This is a genomic window from Massilia agri, assembly GCF_024753255.1.
Taxonomy (GTDB): domain Bacteria; phylum Pseudomonadota; class Gammaproteobacteria; order Burkholderiales; family Burkholderiaceae_D; genus Telluria; species Telluria agri.
Window position 1 is genome coordinate 65,832 of the sequence record NZ_JANUHA010000014.1, and the last position, 23,987, is coordinate 89,818.

Consider the following 23,987-nt stretch of genomic DNA (forward strand, 5'->3'; position numbering starts at 1 on the left):
GGGAACTCTTGATGCCTGGCGCTTCCGGCCGTCTGCCGGACAATACGCCTTTGTGGCCCATTCTACAGGAAGGTACAAGGAGGCAGAGCCAGCTTGTATGCTTTTCCGATGAAACCTTACAAAGCTTAAGTCTGGCATAAGCCGGCATTCATCCTTTGGCAATAGCGAGCAGTTGGCTCCCGTACATGCTGGCTACAAGGACAATGATTCCGATGGGAATCCACGGCCAGGACCGCGCCGCCAGGCGCCAGTCGACCGGCGATGGCCAGAAAGACAGGAACTGCGGCGCGAGTACGAAGGCAAGCGCGAGGTCGAGCGGCTCGAACACCCAGCCGTGACGGGTGCGCCACCAGGCCACGCCGAAGGGCAAGGCCAGGATGAGCAGAGGCGCCAACGCAGCGGGCGCGGCGTTGTACCAGCGCAGGTTGGCGAAGCTGACGGAGCCCAGTTCCCAGTTGTGTCCCTTTCCCGCTTTCTTGATCCGGCGCGGGAAGATGCTCATCCCGACCGGCTCGGCATTGGTCAGGAGGCCGACCGAGAAGTGCGCCAGTTCATGGCACAGCGTGCCGGCGGCAGTGAAAAGGAAAAAGAAGGGATGGGCGCCCGAGGCAATCCACAAGAGCAGCGCCAGCGCCGCCGAGGGAAGCAGATAAAGCAGCATATCGCCGCCGGCACAGGCGGCGGCCGGCAGCCAGGTGGTGCAGCCGGCCAGCATGTTTCTTAAGCCGCGTAGAAGCAGCGGCCGCAGGCCTGGCGGTAGCTCTCGTTGCCGCCGATGCTGACCTGCTCGCCTTCGCGGATGCGGCGGCCCTCCGGATCGACGCGGATATTCATGGTCGCCTTCTTGCCGCAGGTGCAGATGTTCTTGATTTCCTCGATGTCGTCGGCCAGGGCCAGCAGATAGGCCGAACCGGGGAACGGCGCGCCGCGGAAATCGCTGCGCAGCCCGTAGCAGATGACGGGAATGCCGCGCACCTGCGCCACCTGGTGCAGCTGCTGCACCTGAAGCGTGGTGAGGAACTGCGCTTCGTCGACCAGGATGCAGGCGACCTGCGGGGCGTCGCTCAGGAAATCGGTGTCGCCATCGAACAGGTCGACCTGGCGCTGTGGCCCCAGGCGCGAGGTGATCAGGCCGACACCGTAGCGGTTGTCGATGGCCGCCGTGTACAGCTTGACCTGCTGGCCCTGCTCTTCGTAGTTGTGCGCGACCTGCAAGAGGGAGGTCGATTTGCCGGCGTTCATCGCCGAATACCTGAAATAGAGTTTTGCCACGGCCCTGCCCTGCACACACGAAGTTAATTGCCGGATTATAACAAGCGAGTTCCGGCCAACACCAGTGGGCCGGGCCTCAATCCTCGTGCGGACGCGCAGGATTGCCGGCGATCCGACTACCGGCAGCGACATCATGGGTGACGACGCTGCCGGCGCCGATGACGGCGTCGTCGCCGATCGTCACACCGGGCAGGATGATGGCCCCGCCGCCGATCCAGACATTGCGGCCGATGGTGACGGCGCGGCCCGATTCGAGGCCGCTGCGGCGCACGGCGGGGTCGAGGGGATGCTCGGCGGTGTAGATCTGGACGGCCGGGCCGATCCGGGTGTCGTCGCCGATCTGGACCGGCGCGACGTCGAGGATGATGCAGTTGAAGTTGAGGAAGACGCCGCGCCCGATCCGGATGTTCCAGCCGTAGTCGCAATGAAACGGCGGACGCACGATACTGCCCTCGCCCACCGCGCCCAGGCGCTCGCTGAGCAAGAGGCGCCAGACGGAGGCTGGCTGCCCGAGGGCCGCGTTATAGCGGGCCAGCCAGGCGCCGGTGGCCTGCTGTTGGGCCACCAGCTCGGGATCGCTGGCGTGATACGGCAGCCCCGCCAGCATCTTGTCCCGCTCGTTCATCGCTCACATGCCCGGGTGGTACTTGCGCTCGAGATGCTTCTCGATGTCTTCCTTGTAGAACAGCACGTCCTTGAACTCGCCACGGCTGTACATTTCCGCCTGGTCGGCGAAGTGCTTCGAGGCCGGGTTGTTGCTGTTGCCGCCCGCCAGGATGCTCTTGGCGCGCACTTTCGGACCGAACTCCACGACGGCCACGAAGCTGTTGCCGCGGTCGCCATAGATGCGTTTGGTCTTCTGCTTGGCCACCATGCCGAAGGAGGCCAGCGAGCCCCAGTTGGCCGAGGCGAAACCGACCGGGAAGCTCGGCTTGCTGTCGTCGTACTGCTGGTCGATGTCGCCGCTGATGCGCTGGAAGCGGTTGATCTCGCCCCATGGCGTTTTCCAGGTGCCAAAGTCGCTCGTGAGCTTCTCGCTGGCGCGCTCCAGCGAAGCGAGGCGTTCCTCGGAGCTCAAGCTGTGCGTGATGAAGTCGACCACCGGCGTGCCCTGGGCGCGGGCGCGCGGGGCGTTCTTGGCGACCATATCCTGGCCCCAGTAAATCGCCAGCGAGGTCGGCCTTGAATCGACGCCGTAGCGCAGGTCCCAGCCGCGCAAGCTTGCCACCTGCTCGGCCAACGCGGCCTTGCGCGGGTCGTTCGCGGGCAGGGCCTCGTAGTCTTTCACCAGTTGCGGTACCAGGGGCTCGAAGGCGGTCAGGTGGCTGTCGTAGGCTGCGGCGATCAGGCTGTCGAAGGTGAAGCCCTTGGCATCCTTGAGCACGCGCTCGGCATGACGGCCGCGCGCATTCTCGGGCAGCGACCACATGTAGTCAGGGTAGGCTTCGCGCTTCGGGCTGCTGGCGCCCGAGGAACTGAAGGGCCAGTTGTTGGTGTTCGAGATGTAGCCGCTGGCCGGGTTGAACAGGGTGATGGTGTCCTCGATCGCATGCAGGCCCTGCCATTCGGTCGCCGGGGTGCTGCCGTCGACCGGGCGGGTCCAGTCGAACTTCGGATCGCGCTTCGGGATGAAGTTGCCGTGGAAATAGGCGATATTCCCTTTCGCATCCGCATACACCGTGTTGTTCGAGGAATTGGTGCGCAGCTCCATGGCCTTGTAGAAAGCGTTGTAGTCGCGCGCCTTGGTGCGACTGTAGGACTGGGTCAGGGCCTTGAGCGGCTCGTCCATCATCTTCACGGCCACCCACTTGCCGTCCACCGCGCGCACGATCGGGCCATGGTGGGTGAAGTACGCGGTAATCGTCTTGCTGCCCATCGCGCCGGACGGGGTCTTGTAGGGCAGCGTGAGCGGCACGGCGCGCACCGGGCGCTCTTGATTGCCGTACTTGTAGAAGAACTTGCCATCGCGCTCGACGACGGTTTCCAGGTATTCGTCGATGACGTCGCCGCCGCCGGACGTGTGCATCCAGCCGGTCTTGTCGTTGAACCCCTGGTAGATGAAGAACTGGCCCCAGGTCACGGCGCCATAGGCGTTCAGGCCCTGCTCGCTCACCATGTGCACTTCCGGACGGAAGTAGAACGAGGTGTGCGGATTGATCAGGAGAAGCGCATTGCCCGTGCTCGAGAGCTTGGGCGCGATGGCGAAACCGTTGGAGCCGCGCGGCTCGGCATCGAAACCCTTGTCACGGGCAGCCATGGCGACTTGTGTGTTCTTTCCGTAGAAACGCTCCAGCTCCTTCAGGTCGATCGACTCGATGTCGCCGCCGATGCTGCCCTCGCTGAAGCTCAGCGCCATCCAGGGCTCGAAGCGTGTGATCAGTTTCGGCTTCACTTCCGGATGGGTGTGCAGGTAATAGTTCAGGCCATCGGCGAAGGCATTCATCAGCTCCTTCAGCCAGGCCGGGCTGGCCGCGTACTTGGCCTGCATGTCGGCGGGCTGGATGTACATCTTCATGCGCATGTCGCGCCAGATTTCCTTCTCGCCCTCGACCTCGGCCAGGCGGCCCATCGCATTGATGTAGTTGAGCTCGACGCGGTTGAAATCGTCCTCGGCCTGGGCATACAGCAGGCCGAACACCGCGTCCGCGTCGCTCTTGCCGAAAACGTGGGGGATGCCCCATTTGTCGCGCATGATGGTCACCCGCTCCGCGGTCTTCTTCCAGCGGGCCAGTTCCGCCTTGCCTGGTGCCTGCTGCGCGGCTGGCGCCGCGGCCAGGGCCATCGTCGGGACCGCAGCGCCAAGCGTGGCAGCGAGAATGGCCGGGAGGATACGGTGGGTGTCAATCATGCGGGTCTCCTTCGTTATCGTTATCGTCTCAAGCCAGGCCGGCGTGCACCAGTTTCTGCTTCAGGACTTCGTTTTCGGTCAGCAGGGTTGCAACACGGTCCTTGAGCTTGGCCACCTCGGCGCGCAGGGCGGCGCGCTCGTCCTCGGGGTCGACCGGGACCGCTTCCTTTTTCGGACGGGTCGCCTGCTTCTGCTCGCGCACCTGGCGGGCGGCCTGCTGCAGCTCCTTGCGTCCGCCGGCGACCGCCGCCTTCTGCTCCTCTTCGGAGAGCTGCGCCACATTGGCGGCGGCGTTGATCGAGATGGTGCCGGTGCGCACCGCTTCGCGCAGCTCGGGCGTCGCAGCCTTCTGGATGCGTTCGATCTGGCTGATGGTATTGGCCGAGACGCGCGCGGCCTTGGCGATTTCCTCGCGCGTGTTCCAGGGCGGCGGCGGGCGCGAATCCATATCGTCGGCTTCCGGCTCGGGCGGCTGCTCGGCCATCTTCTCGGCCAGGCGTGCCGTGACGATTTCCTTCTTCTTCAGGGCCAGCACGCCGCGCTGGAAGTCCGACACGCTGCGGCGCGCCAGGTGGTTGTCGATCATCCACAGCATCACGTCCTCGAGCGAGGCGAAGTTGTTGTTGTGGACGGTGCGGAAGGGAATGCCGTGCTTCTGGCAGATCTCGTAGCGGTTGTGGCCGTCGATCAGGGTGTCGCGCCACAGGACCAGCGCGTCGCGGCAGCCCTCGGCGAGGAGGCTGCGCTCGAGCGCGGCGTATTCGATGTCGGTAAGCGGGTCGACGAAGGCACGCAGTTCGTCATTGATAATGATGTTCAATTCTTGTCCTCTTGCTGCGGCGTCATCACGGTGCGCCGACCGGCATGCTACACCATCCCGACGGGAGGACCAATGGATGAGTCGAAGGAGGAGACAATCGGGACGCCGGAGGCAGACGGGGGGCGGATACGGCGGCAAGGACGGAGTGCGCTGCCTCAATACCGTATCGTCGCCAGCTGGCGTCAATACTGGTGCCCCGAGCCGGGATCGAACCGGCACGCCCTCACGAGCACGGGATTTTAAGTCCCGGGTGTCTACCAGTTTCACCATCGGGGCAGCGGGCAGGATTCTAGCATATGGTCGGCTCGACAGGGTCGAAAGTGCAACTTTGCATGTTCGACTCGGCCGGCAAAAAAAGGCCGCTGTCTTTTGGGACAGCGGCCGGAAGACTCAGTCAACACTGAGTTGGAGACACGCGGAGAGAGGTGGAACTATCCACCAGAGAACGATACGAACATCGGGCTTCTCCCCAGGGATACAAGCGCCCGTTCTTCCCGCGCGTTTGTCAGACTGGTCGCACGTTTGTCAGGCAACGCCTTATCAAGCGCCAGACTTCAGGCTCTGCCACGCCACGGCGACGCAAACGATACCGACGAAAAACAGCAGCCCATACACAAAAATACGCATCGACGAGGCCAGCCCGGCCACGGCCCGGTTGGCGTCCTCGTTCAGCTTGCCCTTGCGACGGGCTGCGTTCAGCAGCATCGAGACGAAGACGAACAGTGTCGCCAGGATCAATACGACTTTCATGAATACACTTTCAGGTGCGCGCCAGGATCAGGGCCAACGCCACCAGGGCGAGGATGGACGAGACGCCGGCCGCCATGCCCAGCCACAGCAGCCGGGTGCGCGCCAGCTCCATCTTGGCGATCAGCTGGGCGTTCTGGTCGGCCAGGTTGGCGATGATCTCCGAGGCCTGCAGCATCTGGGTGCGCAGATCGGCCAGGTTCGCCTCGTTCTTCTCGACGCGCAGCACCAGGGTGCCGAACACGTCCTCTTCGGGCTGCGCCTCCATGGCCGGGCCAGGGGACGTGCTCGACTTGCGCGCCACCGTGTCCCACAGCCTGCGCGCGCCGGTCGCGACTTGCGGCGCGGCATTGATCACTTCGCTCCAGGGCACGGTCTTCAGGACGCTCCACCAGCCAGTTGCCATACCTTTTCTCCTCTGTACTCATTCTTGAAACGGGTCAGGCGCGAGCATACCATTGCGCGCACCTGCCGGAAGATTCCACTGCCGCCCTACCGTGCCGCGCTTCGCGCGCGCCTGCGCTACCATGCGCCCATGTGCGGACGATTTGACCAGAGCCAGACGGCTCGCTACTACGCCAGCGTCTTTGGCTGGACGGACGCGGTCTACGACAGCGAATCCACGCCTGCCTGGAATGTCTCACCCGGCAGCTACCGCCCTCTCATGCACCTGCAGGATGGCGAGCGCCGCATCGACGACGTGTTCTGGAGCTACCGGGCGCGCTGGGCCGAGGGCAAGGTGCCGATCACGATCAATGCCCGCCTCGACAAGCTGAACAACCGCTACTGGCGCGGCCTTCTGAAGAACGGACGCGCCATCGTGCCGGCCGAGGGCTGGTACGAGTGGACCGGCGAGAAAGGCGCGAAGCAGCCCTGGCACATCCACCGGCGCGACCGCGCCCCCCTGTTCATGCTGGCCCTGGCGAATTTCGGCAGCTTCACGGAGAACCGCGCCGAGGCCGGCTTCGTGATCGTCACCGACGCCGCCGGCGAGGGCATGCTCGACATCCATGACCGCCGCCCGGTGGTGGTCGAGGCAGCCGATGCCGAATTGTGGCTGGATCCTTCCCTGTCGACCGAACAGGCACTGGAGCTGGCGCGCCGCGCCGCCCTGCCCCCTGAGGCCTTCGAGTGGTACAAGGTGACGCCCGCCGTGAACCGGGCCGGGGTCCAGGACCCGCAGATGGCCCTGCCGATGCCGGAATAAATCGATCCCTAAAGCACTCACTCGCGAGAAACTAAACACAGGCATGATCTAGATCGAAGCCCAGGCCGCAACCAACACCGTTCCGTAGCAGTCTCATACAGACTGTCACCAACCGAGGGACGTGTTAAATGGGCGAATACATGCAAGTCAGGGCCACCCTGCAAGAGGGCGAAACCTATGCCGGCCTCATCCTGGGCAAGGACGAACCCGACTACCACCTGATCCTGCTGCCGGGCGAAGCCGCCGACGTCAGCTGGCCGACGGCCGCCGACTGGGCGTCTTCCCAGGGCGGCGTGCTGCCGACCCGGCGCGAGCTGGCGCTGCTGTTCGCCAATGCGCGCAGCAGCTTCGAACGCAGCTGGTACTGGTCGAGCGAACCGCACGAAACGCGCACCCAGCTGGTCTGGGGCCAGAATTTCGCCAGCGGCATCCAGACCATCTACGGCCGGCCCTACCGGGGACACGCGCGTGCGGTACGGCGCATCCCCATCCCCTGATGCCCCGCGCGCTGCCTGCGCCGGTCAACGCTCCGGGACGTTCGCGCGGCCGATCGGCTGCTCGATATTGGCCAGGAACCAGGTCGTCGCGGCCATCAGCGCCACGTGGCGGCGCAGGTGGTCCGGGTCGACCTTGTCGAGCGTATCGGCCGGCGTGTGGTGGTAGTCGAAATAGCTCGAGGTATCGATGAGCGGCGCGAAGCTCGGCACGCCCGCGCGTTCCAGGCCGGAGAGATCGCCGGTCGACAGCGCGTCCTGGCGCTGCAGCACGCCGGCGCCGATCGGCTGCAGGGCGGCCTGCAGCGGGGCGAACAGCTTCGTCATGTTTGCCGGTACGCTGGTGCGCAGGCCGAAGGGGCGGCCGGCCCCATTGTCGCTCTCGATCGCACCGATGTGCTTCTCGGCATTGGCCTGCTCGGCGGCCAGGTAGCCGCGCGCACCACGGGTGCCGTTCTCTTCGTTCATCCAGGCGATCATGCGGATGGTCCGGCGCGGACGGTAGTCGAGCTTTTTCAGGGTCTCGAGCACGGCCATCGCGCTGGCGACGCCGGCGGCATCGTCATGGGCGCCGGTGGCCAGGTCCCAGGAATCGAGGTGGCCGGAGACGATGACGATCTCGTCGGGCTTCTCCGTTCCCGGCAGGTCGGCGATCACGTTGTAGCTGTCGGCGTCCGGCAAGGTCCTGGGGGTGAGCACCAGGCGCATGCTCAGCGGGCCGCGCTTGGCCAGGCGGCTCATCAGCATCGCGTCCTCGGCGGTCACCGCCGCGGCCGGAATGCGCGCATTGTCCTGCAGGCCGGTCGAACCGGTATGCGGCAGGCGGTAGCTGGCGCCGCCCACCGAACGCACCAGCGCGCCCACGGCGCCCATCTCGGCCGCCATGCGCGGGCCGTCGCGGCGGTAGGCCGATGCCTGTCCGTAGGCCTGGCCGGCCAGGCCGCGGTCCGCCTGGTGCTGATCGAAAGCGACGTCGAAGAGGACGATCCTGCCCTTCACTTCCTTGCTGCGCGCCTTCAGTTCGTCGAAACTCTTCACCACCAGCACTGGCGCGGTCAGGCCCGCAGCCGGGGTCGCGCCGGAACCGCCGAGGGCGGTCAGTACGACGCGCTGGGTGATGCCGTCCGGACGGCCGCTGTACTCCACCAGTTCGCCGGTCTCCTGGCCGCGCACCCAGTGCGGGACCTTGACCGGTTGCAAGGTCACTTTGGCGCCGAGCTTGCGCATCGCCTCCGCCACCTGGGTCACGGCCGCGGCGGCACCCGGGGAACCGGACAGGCGCGGACCGATCAGGTCGGTCATGTCCGCCATGCGCTCCCAGGCATAGTCGCTCTGCATCGCCGCATCGCGGATCTTCGCGAGCGCGGCCGGGTCGTTGCCGGGGCTGGCGGCAAGGACGGAGGTGCTGGTCAAGACGCAAGCGAGGATGGTCAGGACTGGGAGGGTGCGGCGGCGGTTCATGCGTCGGATCCTTCGTGGGTTGTGTGGACTCCCACGATAGCGCAAGCGGCAACTTTTTGCAGAGAAATGTTGCCGTATTTACCAGGCGCGTTCTGGGCCGCCTCAGGCCGGCACCAGGCGCACCAGCGTGATCTCGGACGGCGCGCCGAAGCGCTTCGGCGGTCCCCAGTAGCCGGTGCCGCGGCTGATGTAGACCCACATGTCGCGCACCCGGTGCAGGCCGGCCACGAAAGGCTGCTGGAGCGGCACGAACAGGTTCCACGGGAAGAATTGCCCGCCGTGGGTGTGGCCGGACAGCTGGAGGTGGAAACCCGCTTCCGCAGCATCAAGGGCGCTGCGTGGCTGGTGGGCCAGCAGGACGCGCACGCCCACGTCCGGGGGCGCCCCGGCGGCCGCCCGCCTGGGGTCGCTCTTGTGCGAAGGGTGGAAATGGTGGGCGGTATAGTCGGCCACGCCCGCGATCATCAGCGCGGCGCCCTCGCGGCGGCGCACCACGTGCTGGTTCATCAGGACCGTGAGGCCCAGCCGGCGCACCTCGGCGATCCACTCCTCGGCCCCGGAATAGTATTCGTGGTTGCCCGTGACGAAGAACACCCCGTCCGGCGCCGACAGCCGGGCCAGCGGCTGGGTGTGCAGGGCCAGGCGGTGCACGCTGCCGTCCACCAGGTCGCCCGTGACGGCGATCGCATCGGCGCCCAGCTTGTTGACCCGGTTGACGATGGCATTCAAATACGGACGCCGGATGGTGGGGCCGACGTGGATGTCCGAGACCTGGGCGATCGCATAGCCGTGCAAGCCGGGGGGCAGGTTCGCGATCGGCACGTCGACCCGTTTCACGCGGGCCAGCCGGCGCGCGTTGACGAAACCGAGGGTCGTCACGCCCAGTGCCACCAGTGGCGCGCCCAGCGCGCTCAGGTGCACGACCTCCGGCGTCATCCAGCCGGCGATGCGCAGGACGATCAGCAGCAGGTCGCGCACCAGCGTCGTCACCAGCAGCGAAGAGAAAAACCCCATCGACAGCAAGCCAGCCCAGCTCACCACGCTCGACCAGCGGTGCCGGCGCAGCGAGGCCGACATCAGCCCGACCGGCACCAGCACGGTGAGCAGCAGCAGCACGAGCACCCCGGCGGCATTGAACAGTGGCCCCATGGCCATATCGGGCAGCAGGCGCATGCCGATGTACACCTGCAAGAGAATGAGGAGAAAGAGGATAGTGGCAAACGATCGGTTCACGACAGGGGCTCGGGGCGGGGTAAACGGTAACAATTGTTAGATGGGGCAGCCCGTCTCCACTGCAAGGGCGGGATGGCTGGTGTATCGCATCCGTTCCGATTGTAAAATTCTGTATTAACGGATGGCAGCATGGTGCACGACGCCTATAGTACTTCCATGCCCGGCGCAGTTCGATCATCCAGATCACCGCTGCGGCAAAAAGGAAAAGCCATGTGGAAATCTAACATTGTTGGTGCGGTGGTCCTGGCCGCGGTTGCCGTCTCCCCTGCGGCAATGGCGGACGACCGTGGTGTCAATACCGCAATCGGCGCCGTGGTCGGCGCGGCAATCGGCCACAGCGCCGGCGGCGGCACCGGCGCCCTCGTGGGCGGCGTGGTGGGTGCGGCGGTCGGCAACTCGATCTCGACCCGCGACGACCGCCGCTATCACGATAACCGTTATTATGACAATCGCGGCTACCACGGCGGCTACGTCCAGCCCCGTCCGGTCTACGTACAGCCTCGCCCGGTCTACGTCCAACCGCGCCCGGTATATGTCCAACCGCGCCCGGTCTACGTCGAGCACCGCCGCGATTGGGACCGTCACGACCGTCGCGACTGGGATCGCCATGATCGCCATGATCGCCGTGACCGCCGCGACTGGGACCGCGGCGATCGCTGGGATCGCCACGGCCGCTGACACGAAGCCGCGCACTGCGCGGCTTTTTTCATGCCCCCCCGCTTGTTACTGGCAACGGCGCTGATGCCGCTCCGGAGACAAGCATGGTCCAGCAAGGCAGTATCGTTTCGCTCACCCGCGGTCACTACCGGCTGTGCACGCCGCTCGGCGGCTCGGCCTACGGGATCGTCTGGCGTGCCGAGGCCCCGGACGGCGCCCCGGTCGCCCTCAAGCTGCTCAATACCGAACAGATGGGGCGCGCGCCAGCCGGCCTGCGCGGCCACTGGACCGACAGCGCACGCATCGAGATCGACTTCCTGGCCGGGCTCGCGCCCTGGGACGGCCGCCACATCGTGCGCCTGCTCGACAGCGGCAGCCATGCGGGCCTACCGGCAATGGCCCTGGAACTGCTGGACGGCGACCTGGCTTCCTGGCTCGCCGTGGAACAGGCGGCCGGCCGCCCCATCACACCCTGCCAGGCCCTGGACTGGTGCGCCCAGGTCAACCAGGCCCTGGGCAAGGTGCATGCGGCGGGCTTCCGCTACCTCGACCTCAAGCCCGCCAACCTCCTCCTCGAGCGCGCCACCCGTACCCTCAAGCTGGCGGACTTCGGCACCACCCGCCCCCTGTTCGAGGCGGCTACCCACTCCTATGCCGGCACCGCCAGGTGGCAGGCGCCCGAGCAGTTCTTCCCGGGCCCGGACGGCCGCTACCTCGCCGGCCAGCGCAGCGACTACTTTTCCCTCGGCGCCCTGCTCTATTACCTCGTGTGCGGCCGCCTGCTGCGCTATGGGGCAGCCTGCGGCGAAGCCTACGGCCTGCACGGCCAGGCTGGCGCCGGCGCCCTGCGCGCGCGCCATGGCGGCCTGCCGCCGATCCTGGGCGGGGATGAAGCCGCCGACTTCGCCGGCCGCTTCGGAAGCGCCGCCACCCAGGCCCTCGGCCTGCTGCGCGCCCTGCTCGCGCCCCAACCGGACGCCCGGCCGCGCCACGCGCTCGACATCAGCCGCATGGTTGGCAGCGTGCGCGAGGCGATGGCAGGCGGCAGCGCAAGGATGGCAGCGTGAAGCCCCGCATCGACGGCCGCCTGCCGTGGGCCGCCCTCGCCCTGGCCCTGGTCTGCGCCCTGCAGCTCGCCGCCCTCGTGAACACGCCCACGCGCCACCTCCCTGCACAGATCGCGCTGCGCCTGGCCCCGGGCGAATCGGCCGCGCTCGGACGCGCGGAACTCGCTGCTCCGCGCGCGGATGCGCGCCAGTTCCTGGTGCGGCGCGACATGGAGGGGCGCTGGTGGCTGCGCAATACCCATCCCGCCCAGCCGGCCATGCTGCTGCGCGGCGAAGCCAGGCAGGCCACCGGCACCCTGCCGCTTGCCGCCGGCCAGCGCCTGCAATTGGGCGCCGCGCGCTTCGAGGTACTCGAGGCCGACGCAGGCCGCGTGCTGCTGCGCGGCGCAGGCCACCAGTGGGAATACGACGGGGCTCACCTGGAGCGCGATGGCGCCGCCCAGCCTTCCTGCCCGGATGCAGGCGCCGGCGCACGCATGCTGGCGCTGTGGAACCGGATCGTTCCGGGCTTCCTCGATGCGCCTCGGCCCGTCAGCGCGGGCGGCTACCTGTACTGCGGCAACCGGCTCGCCGCCCCCGGCCTGGAAGCCGGCGCGGTGTCCCTGCTGCGCGCGGCGAACGACGGCTTCGCGCTCCAGGTGCGCGGTTCGCAACCGGTGCCGGTGTCGAATGCCCACGGCTGGCAGGACGCCGCCACGCGCGAGCACCTGCTCGACGGCGTGGACACCATCGTGATCGGCCGCAGCCGGCTGGGCGTCGACATCGCGGGGGCTATCCTGCACCTGCGCCCAGGCGGCCAGGTCGCGCTGTTCGCCCAGCCGCGCACGGAGCTGGCGCCGTCGCTCGCATGGACCTGGATCGAGCGGTCACTGTGGCAGTTCGCGATGCCGTCCCCGGCGGCCTGGGTGGCCGGGATCGCAGCCGCGCTGCTGGCTGGCCTCGCCGGGCTGCGGCGGGGCGCCATCCCCCGGGCTGCCGCCGGCGCTGCGATCACCGGTCTCGCTGCACTGCTGCTGGTGATGCAGCGCGGTGGCCAGGCGCCCGGCGTGGGCTGGGCCCTCGTGGTCGCGTGGGCAGCCTTGTGGTACGCGCTGCTGTGGCCACGTCGCACGCTCCTGCTGGGCGCCGTCGCCGTGCTGCTGCTCGGCGCGGGCCTGCTGGTGCAGCTCGAACTCGGCCTGGGCGCGCGCCACACAGCCTGGCTGCGCCAGGTCGAGACCAGCTGCGTGCTGCTGGGCGCCGGCCTGCCCGCCGGCCTGTTGCTCCTGCACGGCGTGGCGCGGGCCGAGGTCTCGCGCGGCGCCACCGAATGGCTGCTGGTGACGCTCGCGCTCCTCGCACTGGCCGGGCTGCTGCTGCAGGTCGCCTTCGGCGACGAAACCGGCGTCTTCGATTTCCAGCCGGTGGAATTCGCCAAGCTGGCCCTGGCCGCCTTGAGCGCACACTGCCTCGCCCTTGCCAGCGGCAGCCAGGGGCGCGGGGGCTGGCAGGCCTGGCTGCGGGCGCTGGCGCCGATGCTGCTGTTCCTCCTGCTGCTGGCGGTCGCCCTGGTCCAGGTCGACGATTATTCTCCGCTGCTCCTGCTGCTGGTCTGGGCCACGGCCAGCCTGCTCGCCTGGTGCCTGGCGAGCGGCCGGCGCCGCGCCGCCGGGCTGCTCGGCGCGGCCTGCTGCGCGGTGCTGGCGGGCGCCATGGCCCTGCAGGCGCTCGGACCGAGCCTGGGCGCGGCGGGCTTCTATACCGAACGCTTCCAGGTCTGGGCCGATCCCGGGGCCCACCCGCATACCGGCCAGCAGATGCTGCTGGGCGCGCGCGCCGTGAGCGAGGGCGGATGGCTGGGCATGGATGGCCTGCTGGGCCTGGCCACGCTCGGCCAGTCCGCGGGCGAGGCGCTGCGCATCCCGGCCGTGCAGGACGATTTCGCCCCCTCCTTCCTGCTCAATCGCCACGGCCTGCTCGGCGCCCTGCTGCTGTGGACCCTGCAGGCCCTGCTGCTGGGCGCCCTGCTGCATGCGGCCGCATGCGGCTGGCGCGCAGGCGCGGCCGCCAAGGATTTCCGGCGCGCCTGGCTGGGGCGCTTCCAGTGCTTCTTCCTGTGCGGCGGCGCGGCCTTCCTGGCCGGGCACTTCCTGCTGTCCTGGGGAACGAACCTGGCGCTGTTTCCCATCATGGGCCAGCCGATGAGTTTCCTCTCGGCCGGCGGCTCGCATCTGCTGTTTTTCATCTGCCCCCTGCTAGCGTTCGGCATGGCGAGCATTCAGAGCCTTGAACCTTCAACGGAGATTTCATCATGCCGGTCTATGTCCAACACGAAGTCCTAGCCAGGATCAACGATGTGTTCAATGCCGAGGCGCTGTGGCAGGCGCCGGGGCTGTCGCTGTTCTCGCGCCGACCGCTCCTGCGCGACCTGCTGGAGCGTTCGCCGCGCGAGCAGCGCGGGCGCGCCGCCACCCGCTGCTTCTCGCACGTGACCCTGATGCTGCCCCAGGACGAGGTCGACGACGACCGCCACCTGACCCGCGGCGCGCGCGTGCGCGACCTGGCCCAGTCGCTCGCCGCTTTGCACCAGAAGGACTTCGGCGACCTGTTAGGGGGCGACGAGGTGCGCTACCACGTGGTGGGCACCGAGGCCGTGGAGCCGGGCGAGGTCAAGGTCAAGTTCGGCCATGCCGTCTACCTGCCGGCACCTGGCGAGCAGCTGCTGTACCAGGTCAGCGCCTCGCGCGACAGCGCGGTGTGGCAGCCGGTCTGCGCGATCTATCCGGAACAACGCCTGACCCTGGTCGGCCAGGATGCGGAGCACGCCACCTACGCGGTGCCCGGCTGGACCTTCGGCGAAGGCGGCATCCTCCTGATCAACGACGGACCGGAAGCCCCGCTCGAGATCCAGGTGCGGCCGAAGGACGCCCTCGATTGCCGCTTCGATGCCGCCAACAATTACTATGTGATCCGCGCCAGGGGCGGCGCCGGCCCACGCCTGCTGCTGCGCATCGAGCGCGCCGCGGGGGGCCGGCCGGCCGCCCCGGGCAAGGCGCCGGCCACGCCTTCGGCCCGGCCGCCGGCGGTCTGGAAGAGCCGCACCGCGCCGGACATCGAGCTGACGGCGATGCCGCTCGCCGTTCCCGCGGCGGCAGCGACGCCGGCCGTGCCGGAGAACGACGCCACCTACGCCCCGGTCGCGCGCCACCGCATCACCCTGGCCGCCCTGGCGCTGCCGCGCCTGAGCCGCTACCGCGACACCGGCGCCCAGGCGCTCGAAGTCGGCCTGGGCGCCAACCTGGCCCCGAGCTCCCCCGGCAAGGACAACCTGATCCGCTTCGCCGTCGACGATGCCGACGAGGTTCATGCCATCACGGCCGACGGCCGCCAGCGCGTCGCCGTGCCATCCCGCTTCGCGCCGCTCGATGGCGCCGCCGTCCAGCTGCATGCGGCGCCGGGCGCGATGGCCGAGCGCTACGCCGCCCTGCTCGGCCTGGAGCACGGCCCGAGCCAGCCGGCCGCCGCCGGCACCCGCCTGGTGTTCGGGCGCGGCATGCCGGCGCTGGCCCAGCTGCGCGTGCTCGACGCCCCCCACTTCCTGCGCCAGCTGGACGGCAGCCTGGCCGCCAGCGCCGACCGTCTGGGCCTGTCGCGCAATGCCTTCAGCTGGGAAGCCGGCAGCGAGGGCCTGCGCATCGTGCGCCTGTCCGATACCCAGGCCCTGTTCCACCTCGACGCGGAACTGCGGATGGTGGACCAGATCGACGTGGCGACCCCGGAGCAGCCCTATGTGATCCCGTCCGGCCACCACCTGGTCGCCGGCCACTACGTGCTGCGCTTCGACGCATGATGACCATCCTGGCCTATGGCGCGGCCCTGCTGCTCACACTATGTCTGGCGGCCTGGCTCACGCCGCGCAGCTGGTGGCGGCGGGCGAATGCGCGTGCGCTCGCCGTGCTGGCGGGAGGCACCCTCCTGGTCGGGAGCCTGCTGCATGCGCTGCTTGCGCCGCCGCCGGCCGCGCTGAAACCGGACGTGCAAGGCCAGTTGCCCGTTGCGGGACAAGGCTACCGCGCCTGGGACAACCTGAACCTGCGCTCGAATGTCGGGGTGGGGTCGCACCGGCTGGCGGTGCTGCCGGCCGGGACGCGGGTCACGGCCAGCGGCCGCCACCAGGGCGACTGGTGGGAGGTCAGCGCCCTCGTGGACGGGCGCCGGCAGGCCGGCTGGGCGAGCAGCCTGTGGCTGCGGCGCGCCGACGAAGCCGGCTCACGCTTCGTCCAGCCGCATCGGGTTGAAGTACAGGCCCTTGGCGCACTGGGTCGGGCCGACCCGCGTGAAGCCGAAGGCCTCGTAGACCGGCACCGCGAAGTTCGATGAATTGACGGTGAAGACGCCGTCGCCGCCGGCCGCGATCGCGGCCTCGCGCGCGGTCTCCCACAGGACGCGCGCGATGCCGCGCCGGTGCCAGCGCTTGCCCACGAAGAGGTGGAACAGGTGACTGTTGTCGCGTATGGCCACGAAACCCGCCAGCTCGCCGTCGACCACCGCCACGTGATAAACGTGGCCGCGCGCCAGGAAGCCCCGTACGCCCATCTCGTCGTTCTCGGCGAGGAAGGTCGACGCGCCTTCGGGCGGCGACTCGTGCACGATGTACTCGCGCGCCAGTTCGCGCAGCAAACCAGCGACGGCGGGAATGTCGGCAGCCTCGAGCGGTCGGATCAGCATGTCGATCACTGTAAATATGTTTGGAGGACGCCACAATATCACAGAAAATATTTTCCTTACGGCAATTTGATTGACCGTTGCCGTGCAGCACGCCTACACTGCTTTCACCATGTCGAATGCCAGCGCCAGCGCCCCCTCCGCCCCCCAGGCAACAGCCCCGGCGGCCGCGATCCGGTGCAAGGTGCCACTGACGCAACCCCTGCGCCATGCCCGCTACCGGCGCCTGTGGCTGGCCAATATGGTGTCGAATCTCGGCACCTGGATCCAGGCATTTGCATCCGCCTGGCTGGTGGCCTCGCTGTCCGGATCGGCCGCCATCACCTCGCTGGTGCAGACGGCCACCTACGTCCCCGTCTTCCTGTTCGCCCTGCTGGCGGGCGTCGTCGCGGACGGCGTCCACCGGCCCAAGTTCCTCTTCTACTGCAACCTCTACATGGCGCTGTGCGCGGCCACCATGGCCGTGCTGGTGGGCGCCGGCTGGGCGGCGAGCGGCCCGGTGCTGGTGCTGACCTTCGCCATCGGCATCGGCACCGCCTTCATCTGGCCGGCCTGGCAGGCGGCCATGGCCAGCCTGGTCGACCCCAGCGAAGTGGAAGCCGCCGCCACCCTCAACAACCTCTCCTACAACCTCTCGGCCATCGTCGGTCCCGCGCTCGGCGGCATGCTGTTCGGCTGGATCGGCCCCGGCGCCCTGTTCCTGGCCAATGCCCTGTCCTTTGCCGGCCTGCTCGGCGTCTACTGGGCCTGGTGGCGCGAAGGCGGGCCGCAGCAACCGGCGCGCGAAGGCTTCGCCGAGCGCTTTCGCTGCGGCCTGCGCACGGCCTTCGGCTGCGCGCGCTACCGCCGCATCCTGCGCAACGTCTGCTGGGTGTTCTTTTCGACCATCGCGTTCGCCAGCCTGCTGCCCGTGTTCGTGCGCGAGGTGCTGCGCATGCAGTCGAACACCTACGGCACCCTGATGGGCTGCCTGGGCGGCGGCGCGGTGCTGGCCGCCTGCTTCCTGCCGCAGGTACGCGCGCGGGTCGACAAGACCGGCCTGCTGGCTGCGGCGCTGACCGTGTATGGGGCGATGCTGCTGACGATGTCCTTCTCGCGCTCGCTCGTCCTGCTGGTGCCGCTGATCGTCTGCGGGGGCATGGCCTGGTCGGCCACGGTATCGACCCTGAACGCGGCTGCCCAGCTGTCCTTCCCGGCCGAAGTGCGTGCGCGCACGCTGTCGATCTACCTGTTCGTGATGTCCGGCGGCTACGCGGCGGGCAGCGTGGTCTGGGGCCAGGTGGCCGAGCGCTGGGGCGTGCGCGCCGCGCTCGGCGCCGCCGGGGCCTGCGTGCTGGCCAACGCCGTGGTCCTGGCGACGGGAAGCCGCAAAAACCCCATCTGATCGCGGCATCGAGCCCTGTTGTTCAGGTGTACAGTAGCAGGATTGCCAACCAATCGCCCCTCCATGCCGACCGCCTTCGAACCACTGCATGACTTCCAGTTCGCTCCACGCTACGACGTGGCCGTCGCCAGCCGGCGTGGCGCGGGCCTGCTGCAGCGTCCTGAAAACCAGGACAACTTCCTCGTCATCGACGCGCACGGCACTGCCAGCTGGCTGGAGGGCCAGGAACTGCGGCGCACCACGCTGCCCGGCTGGCCGGCCGGACACGGCCGGCTCGCCGTCCTGGACGGGATGGGCGGGCACGGACACGGGCGCGAAGCGGCGGAGGTGGTGGCGAGCGGCCTGCTCGCGATCCCGCCCTGCGGCACGGCCTCGGCACTGGCAGAGCAACTCGACGAACTCCACGCACGGCTGCAGCGCCAGTTCGCTTCCCGGGCCGGCGCCCGGCCGGGCACCACGCTGACCATGCTGGAGCTGCCGGCGGGTGGCGCGCCCATCCTGTATCACGTGGGCGACTCCCGCCTGTACGAGATCGACGCCACCCGGGCCAGTGCGCTTACGGTCGACCACGTGCCTGCGACCGCCGCCGCCCTGGGTGGACGGATCGACGAGCGCGACTGGTGGAAGCAGGTGCATGGCGAGCATGCGCCCCAGATCGCCCAGGCTTTCATCCTCGGGAATGCCTTCAGCAAGCCGGCCCAGCTGTCCGATCCCTTGTATGAGCTGGCGCCATGGAACCTGCCGTCCTGGCTCGGCGGCCTGGCCGACCGGCGCGTACTCGCGCTGCGCCAGGACGCGGTCTACCTGCTCGCCACCGACGGATTCTGGTCCTGCGCGACGCCAGCCGCCTTCGTCGCCCGCTGGCCCGCACTGCTGGGCGGCTTGCCGGATGCGGCGTCGATGGTCGGCCGCCTGTTTGCCGCCATGGACGAGGCGCCGCCCGAGGGCCTGCAGCCCGACAACCTGACGGCCCTGGTGCTGCGTCCCCTCCTCTGCCACCCGGATGAGACCGCCCTGCCCAGCGATGCCTTGAGTTAATATATTCCCAACAGAAAATAATGTTGCTAATCAACGAACCCGGTGCGCCACCCGGCCGTAAAACAGGCTAAGCTTGCAAGGTCCTCCGTATCTGTCTGCACATGAGCCGCTGCCGCAATCCCGATCATCCGCACTGCACCGTCTGGGTCATGCCCGGCGAGGCCGCGTGCGCCCACGGGCATCCGCAGCCTGAGGACCAGGAAGCACCGGGGCCACGCGCCGGCCTGCCGTCCAGTTTCGACGTCATCGGCGCCCTGCGCGCCAACCGCGCCGTGGCCGCGCCCCTGCATCCGCAAGCCGCGAGCGCCGGGCCCGCCCTGCAGCGCCCGCAACTGCACATCAGCGGCTTCGACCCGCGCGCCGCCGGCGGACGCCAGGCGATCAAGCTGGAGCTGCGCGGCATGCCCATGGATTGCTCGGCCGAAGTGCGCATGCTGGTGCGGTCCAGCCTGCGCCTGCGCGACGGCGAGCATTTCGTCTTCCACCGCACTTCGCGCGGCGACTGGCGCCCGGTCTTCCTCGAATTCTCCTCGCGCGGGCTGGAACACGGCCAGTACCGCATCGAGATCGAGCTGCACAGCCGCCATCCGCAGCGCCTTGATGCGTCCCGTACCTGGACCTGCTCGCCGGTGATCCTGGTGCCGCGGCTGGACGCCAGCCTGGGCGAGATCCACCAGACCTTCCTAGCCACCCACAAGAACGTACGTGTCGTCGCCGACGACGCCGGCATCGCGCGGGTCCAGGCGCCGGGCGGCGGCCGGGTCGACATCGACGTCACCGCCCGCAATGCCTCGATCGCGAATGTCGACCTGCGCGACGCGCGTGACAGCAGCGGCAAGGTCGACCTCGCGATGTCGACCATCGCATGGGATGAAGACCTGATCGAGATCGACGTGCCGCAGGCGGATACCAGGCATCCCTGCCCGGCGGACAGCGCCTGCCTGGTGCAGGCGGAGCCCGATTCGGGCAGCCAGCGCCACCTGCGCCTGTTCGCGCTCGACGAGTGCGTGCTCGGCAGGTTCGAAGAGATCGATCCGGAAGCCGACCTGCTCCTGATGCACCACGGCGAGCATGGCGAGGAACGCGGCGGCCTGACCCGCCGCCTCTCCGGACGCCACGCCGTGATCCGCCAGGGCCGCCACGGTTTCGAGATCGAGGACGTGTCGCGCTACGGCCTGCTGCTGGACGGGGTCTGGCCGGGCAAGCATACCCCGGTACTGCTGCGCCTGGGCATGCGCATCGCGCTCACGGCCAGCATCCGCGGCGTGGTCGAGCTGGAAGTGACCGCCCTGCTCCCGCACGGCGTGGTCCTGCACCGCGTGGACGCGGGCGCGCAGGCGGAATCCTTCATGGTGCTGGCGCCGGAAGTCGATCCGGCGCACGAGATCGGCAAGCAGGCGGCAAGCAGTCCGCGCGCGGCCGGCCTGCCGCTGCTGTTCCACCGCGACGGCGGCTTCTGGCATCGCGACCCGGCCGGCGGCCAGGACATGCCGCTGGCACCGGGCGTGCTGCTGGAGCGCCTGCGCGGCTTCGGCCAGCAGCTGCGCTTCGCCGCCCAGCCGTATCCGGAGACGCGCGTACAGCTGGCCCGCGCCGGCGAGCGCCGGCGCGTTCATCCGGTCCGGCTCGACGCCTGAGCCTAGAGGCCGGTCGGGCGCAGGATCAGGAAGACCAGGGAAGTGCCGGCCAGCAGCGCCGCCTGCAGGGCGAACACGATGACCGGGATCCTGAGGTGTTCTGGAATTTTCATGGCGCGTCCTTTCGTTTGCGTAACATAAAAACCCGTTCGGGAATTCCAGCTTACACCTCGGAGGAAGGGACGCGCGCAGCGTAGCCTTCCATCAATCCTGTTCGCGCGGCGCCTCGTGCTTCCATGCGGCCGGCCAGGCCGGCAGTGGAATGCGCTCGTTGTCGCCGGGGACCGGCACGAAGGCGTCGGCTTCCCAGGCGCGCGCGGCCTGCTCGATGCGCTCGCGGCTGCTGGAAACGAAGTTCCAGAAGATGTAGCGCCGTCCGTCCAGCGGCGCGCCGCCGATCAGCACGAAGCGCGCGCCGGCGCTCGAGGAGACCCGCACCGCGGCGCCCGGCTCGAGCATCGCCATGGTATTGCCGGGAATCGCCTCGCCATCGACCTCGATGGCGCCCATCGGCGCATACACGGCGCTTTCGTCCGGCAGGCCATCCAGCGCGACGGCGCCGCCCGGCGCCAGCTGCACGTCCAGGTACAAGGTCTGGCTGAAGGTCGGCACCGGAGACGTCTTGCCGAAGGCGGTGCCGACCAGCACGCGCACGGTCGCGCCCTCGAAGGCGATTTCGGGGATCTGGTCGGCCGGCGTATGGGAAAAGGCGGCCGGCGCCTCTTCGTATTCGCGCGGCAGCGCGGCCCACAGCTGCAGGCCGTGGGTGCGGCGCACCTGTCCCAGCAGGTCCTCCGGCGTGCGCTCCGAATGGACGATGCCGCTGCCGGCCGTCATCCAGTTGATCGCGCCCGGCTCGATGCGCTGCTCGGTGCCGAGGCTGTCGCGGTGCATGATGGCGCCTTCGAAGAGGTAAGTCACCGTGGCCAGGCCGATGTGCGGGTGCGGACGCACATCGTGGCGCGCGCCGGGCTGGGCTTCGACGGGCCCCATGTGGTCGAAGAAGAGGAAGGGACCGACCGACTGGCGGCTTGCGGCCGGCAGGATGCGCCGCACGGTGAAGCCGCCGCCGAGGTCCTTGTCATGCGATTTGAACAGGTGGGCGATGGACATGGCGATTCCTCCGGGTGTGATCGATCCTGCAACTGTACACCATCCGCGCCCCTGCGGCGCCTGCCGGAGGACAGGCCCGGCTTACAGCAGGTCGCGCACGACCCGGAAGCCCACGATATCGTTCGACAGCACGCTGGAAAAACCGTTGCGCAGCGCCGAACGCAGGTAGCGCGGGTTGTACAGCCAGGAGCCGCCGCGCAGGATGCGGCGCGCAGGGTCGCCGCCCGTTTCCCAGGCGCTGCCGTCCAGGGGAGCGCCTTCGTAGTTGTCGTGCACCACGTCCTGCACCCACTCCCACACATTGCCGTGCATGTCGTACAGGCCCCAGGGATTGGCCGGGAACATGCCGGCCGGCGTGGTGCCGGCCCGGTAGGCACCGCGCGGCCCGCCGTTGTAGGTGAAGGTGCCGTCGTAATTGGCCTGCTCGGGGCCGATGGTGTCGCCGAAGCTGAAGGCGGTTCTCGTGCCGGCCCGGCAGGCGTATTCCCATTCGCTTTCCGTCGGCAGGCGGTAGCGTTTGCCGGTGGCGGCGGACAGCCAGGCCAGGTAGTTCCGGGCATCGTGCCAGGTCACGCCCACCACGGGATGGGCGTCGGTCTGGGGGAAGCCGGGCGCGGCCCAGTTCACCTCGCCAGTCGGCTCCCAGCCGGTGGCCTGCACGAAGACGCGCCACTCGCCCACCGTCACCGGATAGCGGCCCATGGCGAAGGGGCGTTCGATGCCGACCCAGCGCTGGGGCGTCTCGCGTTCCAGCCATTTTTTCTGGGCGCCGGCCGCCATCGCGATCTTGCGTTCGTGTTCGTGGGAGCCCATCTGGAAGCGTCCGGTCGGGATCAGGACCAGAGACGGACCGCTGCCGGCGCCGTCCAGGAACGGATCGCACAGCACGCCGTCGCCATCGGCCACCGGGCTGCCCGGCGTCGGCATCAACTTGGCCAGCTCGTCGGCGGTGCGCGCCGCCTGCAGCGCGCGTGCGCGTTTCTGCTGCACCAGGTAGGCTGCCGCGGCCTTGGCCTGGGCCGCCTTGCGCTGCGCCTCTTCCTGGGCCAGGCGCGCCTTCGCGACTTCCTCCTCGCGCTTGGCCAGCAGCTGCTGGCGCAGCTGCTCCTTGCGCGCCTCGCGCGCCGCCTCGGCGGCAAGCCGCTCGGCGCGCCGCTGTTCGCGGCGCTCGCGCTCGACGAGCAGCCTGGCGGCGGCCTTGGCCTGCTCTTCGACCTGGCGCCGCGCGGCCAGCTCGCGTTCGCGCTGCTGTTCGCGTCGCTCCTGCTCGGCGCGGGCCCGTGCCTCCTCGCGGGCGACTTCCTCCGGCGTGGGGCCGACAGCCTTGCGGATGTGTTCCAGCAGCGCACGCACGCTGGGCGGCCGCGCCGCGGAATCACGATCAAAACCGGCGCGCAGCGCTTCCCATTGACGCGGCGTCAGCCCTGCCGGCATGTGGCCGTTCGACGCGGGCAGCGCGCCGTCCAGCATCTGGCAGATCATCATCGAGACCGCGTACACGTCCAGGCTCGGCGCCGGCACGCAGTCCGGATTTCCCGCCTCGGGTGCGCGGTAGCCGGCGGTGCCGGAACTGGCCGGCGCGTCGAGCGGCGACGGCGCCCGTGCGCGCGCCGCGATGCCGAAGTCGAGCAGTTTCACGTCGCCGCGTTTGGTGAGGAAGACATTGGCCGGCTTGATGTCGCGGTGGACCAGGCCATGCTTGTCCCAGGCGTAGTCCAGCGCCGCCGCGACCGGGTCGAGCAGGGCCAGCGCCCGGTCGAGCGGCAGGCGGCCTTCGCGCGCCAGCAGGCTGTCCAGGTCTTCTCCCTCCAGGCATTCCATGATGATGAAATAGCTGGATGTGGCCGGGTCCTGCGCCCATTCATAGACCCGCACGATGTGTTCGTGCGCCAGGCGGCGCGCACGGGTGGCTTCCTGGATCAGGAGCTTGGCGTGGCTGGCCGACTGGGTCAGCTGGGGCGGCAGGATCTTCAGCGCCACCTGGGCGCTGTGGCCCAGCTCCGCATGGGTGGCCAGGTCGGTGGCCTGCCACACCTGGCCCATGCCGCCGTGGGCGATCAGGCGCTCGAGGCGGTAGCGGCGGTTCTGCGGCCCGACCTCCTGGCCGGCCATCAGGCCGATCTCGGTGCCGGCGCGCGCGGGGACGGAATGGAGCTGCGCGGCCTCCGGGGCCTCCTGCGCGGGGGCGTATTCGGCATCGAGGATCGCGTTCTTGCGCAGGTCGAATTCCTGGCGGCTCAGCAGGCCATCCTCGTGCAGGGCACGCAGTTCGCGGATCTTGTCGATGGCCGTTTGCATCGCTTCC

22 protein-coding genes and 1 tRNA gene are annotated in these 23,987 nt (G+C 68.8%); 10 read left to right on the forward strand and 13 right to left on the reverse strand.

The features are described from left to right. Nucleotides 1-148: 148 nt before the first annotated feature. From NX780_RS18265 to NX780_RS18300, 8 genes are all read right to left on the reverse strand, one after another. Nucleotides 149-715 (reverse strand): hypothetical protein, encoded by a 567-nt coding sequence (locus NX780_RS18265; RefSeq protein WP_258829304.1) that lies wholly within the window; start codon nucleotides 713-715, stop codon nucleotides 149-151. A 5-nt stretch (nucleotides 716-720) separates the two neighbouring features. After that, entirely contained in the window at nucleotides 721-1,272 is a 552-nt protein-coding gene (locus NX780_RS18270) for a thymidine kinase (RefSeq protein ID WP_258829305.1), read from the reverse strand. Between the two features lie 76 nt (nucleotides 1,273-1,348). Further along, nucleotides 1,349-1,897: a sugar O-acetyltransferase gene (locus NX780_RS18275; protein WP_258829306.1), complete on the reverse strand. Its 549-nt coding sequence runs from the start codon at nucleotides 1,895-1,897 to the stop codon at nucleotides 1,349-1,351. Between the two features lie 3 nt (nucleotides 1,898-1,900). Next, nucleotides 1,901-4,120: a penicillin acylase family protein gene (locus tag NX780_RS18280; protein ID WP_258829307.1), complete on the reverse strand. Its 2,220-nt coding sequence runs from the start codon at nucleotides 4,118-4,120 to the stop codon at nucleotides 1,901-1,903. A gap of 28 nt (nucleotides 4,121-4,148) precedes the next feature. Continuing rightward, nucleotides 4,149-4,940, reverse strand: a complete 792-nt coding sequence (locus NX780_RS18285) for a hypothetical protein (RefSeq protein ID WP_258829308.1) — start codon at nucleotides 4,938-4,940, stop codon at nucleotides 4,149-4,151. A gap of 189 nt (nucleotides 4,941-5,129) precedes the next feature. Next, nucleotides 5,130-5,216, reverse strand: a tRNA-Leu gene (locus NX780_RS18290). A gap of 264 nt (nucleotides 5,217-5,480) precedes the next feature. After that, a complete protein-coding gene (locus NX780_RS18295; protein ID WP_258829309.1) occupies nucleotides 5,481-5,690 on the reverse strand; it encodes a hypothetical protein in 210 nt (69 codons plus the stop codon). Nucleotides 5,691-5,700: 10 nt separating this feature from the next. Next, nucleotides 5,701-6,093, reverse strand: a complete 393-nt coding sequence (locus tag NX780_RS18300) for a hypothetical protein (RefSeq protein ID WP_258829310.1) — start codon at nucleotides 6,091-6,093, stop codon at nucleotides 5,701-5,703. Nucleotides 6,094-6,222: 129 nt separating this feature from the next. Here NX780_RS18300 and NX780_RS18305 point away from each other — a divergent pair, with 129 nt between their 5' ends. Both NX780_RS18305 and NX780_RS18310 read left to right on the forward strand, forming a co-directional pair. Then, complete coding sequence (locus tag NX780_RS18305) at nucleotides 6,223-6,894, forward strand: SOS response-associated peptidase (protein ID WP_258829311.1); 672 nt, start codon at nucleotides 6,223-6,225, stop codon at nucleotides 6,892-6,894. A 140-nt stretch (nucleotides 6,895-7,034) separates the two neighbouring features. Then, nucleotides 7,035-7,391 (forward strand): Lcl C-terminal domain-containing protein, encoded by a 357-nt coding sequence (locus NX780_RS18310; protein WP_258829312.1) that lies wholly within the window; start codon nucleotides 7,035-7,037, stop codon nucleotides 7,389-7,391. A 24-nt stretch (nucleotides 7,392-7,415) separates the two neighbouring features. Here NX780_RS18310 and NX780_RS18315 read toward each other — a convergent pair whose 3' ends face one another. Continuing rightward, complete coding sequence (locus NX780_RS18315; protein WP_258829313.1) at nucleotides 7,416-8,849, reverse strand: M20/M25/M40 family metallo-hydrolase; 1,434 nt, start codon at nucleotides 8,847-8,849, stop codon at nucleotides 7,416-7,418. 102 nt (nucleotides 8,850-8,951) lie between these two features. Continuing rightward, nucleotides 8,952-10,022, reverse strand: a complete 1,071-nt coding sequence (locus tag NX780_RS18320) for a metallophosphoesterase (protein ID WP_258829380.1) — start codon at nucleotides 10,020-10,022, stop codon at nucleotides 8,952-8,954. A gap of 189 nt (nucleotides 10,023-10,211) precedes the next feature. On the opposite strand from NX780_RS18320, the gene NX780_RS18325 reads away from it, so the two are divergent. The 5 genes from NX780_RS18325 to NX780_RS18345 all read left to right on the forward strand — a co-directional run bounded on the left by NX780_RS18325 (nucleotide 10,212) and on the right by NX780_RS18345 (nucleotide 16,165). Beyond that, nucleotides 10,212-10,760, forward strand: a complete 549-nt coding sequence (locus tag NX780_RS18325) for a PXPV repeat protein (protein WP_258829314.1) — start codon at nucleotides 10,212-10,214, stop codon at nucleotides 10,758-10,760. Between the two features lie 83 nt (nucleotides 10,761-10,843). Further along, nucleotides 10,844-11,806, forward strand: a complete 963-nt coding sequence (locus NX780_RS18330; protein WP_258829315.1) for a protein kinase domain-containing protein — start codon at nucleotides 10,844-10,846, stop codon at nucleotides 11,804-11,806. Continuing rightward, a complete protein-coding gene (locus NX780_RS18335) occupies nucleotides 11,803-14,127 on the forward strand; it encodes an FtsW/RodA/SpoVE family cell cycle protein (protein ID WP_258829316.1) in 2,325 nt (774 codons plus the stop codon). Before NX780_RS18330 ends, NX780_RS18335 begins: the two co-directional genes overlap by 4 nt. After that, nucleotides 14,097-15,635 (forward strand): hypothetical protein, encoded by a 1,539-nt coding sequence (locus NX780_RS18340; RefSeq protein ID WP_258829317.1) that lies wholly within the window; start codon nucleotides 14,097-14,099, stop codon nucleotides 15,633-15,635. The genes NX780_RS18335 and NX780_RS18340 overlap by 31 nt, the downstream gene beginning before the upstream one ends. After that, nucleotides 15,632-16,165 (forward strand): SH3 domain-containing protein, encoded by a 534-nt coding sequence (locus NX780_RS18345; protein ID WP_258829318.1) that lies wholly within the window; start codon nucleotides 15,632-15,634, stop codon nucleotides 16,163-16,165. The genes NX780_RS18340 and NX780_RS18345 overlap by 4 nt, the downstream gene beginning before the upstream one ends. On the opposite strand, the gene NX780_RS18350 is transcribed toward NX780_RS18345, so the two are convergent. Further along, nucleotides 16,055-16,513 carry a GNAT family N-acetyltransferase gene (locus NX780_RS18350; protein ID WP_258829319.1) on the reverse strand — a complete coding sequence of 153 codons (459 nt, stop codon included), beginning with the start codon at nucleotides 16,511-16,513 and terminating at the stop codon, nucleotides 16,055-16,057. The two genes, NX780_RS18345 and NX780_RS18350, sit on opposite strands and share 111 nt — an antisense overlap. A 181-nt stretch (nucleotides 16,514-16,694) precedes the next feature. Between NX780_RS18350 and NX780_RS18355 the strand changes: the two genes are divergently transcribed. The 3 genes from NX780_RS18355 to NX780_RS18365 all read left to right on the forward strand — a co-directional run bounded on the left by NX780_RS18355 (nucleotide 16,695) and on the right by NX780_RS18365 (nucleotide 20,569). Continuing rightward, nucleotides 16,695-17,894, forward strand: coding sequence for an MFS transporter (locus tag NX780_RS18355; RefSeq protein WP_258829320.1), 1,200 nt, complete (start codon nucleotides 16,695-16,697; stop codon nucleotides 17,892-17,894). Nucleotides 17,895-17,936: 42 nt separating this feature from the next. Then, nucleotides 17,937-18,932 carry a PP2C family protein-serine/threonine phosphatase gene (locus NX780_RS18360; protein WP_258829321.1) on the forward strand — a complete coding sequence of 332 codons (996 nt, stop codon included), beginning with the start codon at nucleotides 17,937-17,939 and terminating at the stop codon, nucleotides 18,930-18,932. A 101-nt stretch (nucleotides 18,933-19,033) separates the two neighbouring features. Next, nucleotides 19,034-20,569, forward strand: a complete 1,536-nt coding sequence (locus NX780_RS18365; RefSeq protein WP_258829322.1) for an FHA domain-containing protein — start codon at nucleotides 19,034-19,036, stop codon at nucleotides 20,567-20,569. A gap of 204 nt (nucleotides 20,570-20,773) precedes the next feature. On the opposite strand, the gene NX780_RS18370 is transcribed toward NX780_RS18365, so the two are convergent. Then, on the reverse strand, nucleotides 20,774-21,682 hold the full coding sequence (locus tag NX780_RS18370) for a pirin family protein (RefSeq protein ID WP_258829323.1): 909 nt from the start codon (nucleotides 21,680-21,682) through the stop codon (nucleotides 20,774-20,776). Between the two features lie 81 nt (nucleotides 21,683-21,763). Then, entirely contained in the window at nucleotides 21,764-23,980 is a 2,217-nt protein-coding gene (locus tag NX780_RS18375) for a bifunctional serine/threonine-protein kinase/formylglycine-generating enzyme family protein (RefSeq protein ID WP_258829324.1), read from the reverse strand. Nucleotides 23,981-23,987 lie beyond the last annotated feature (7 nt).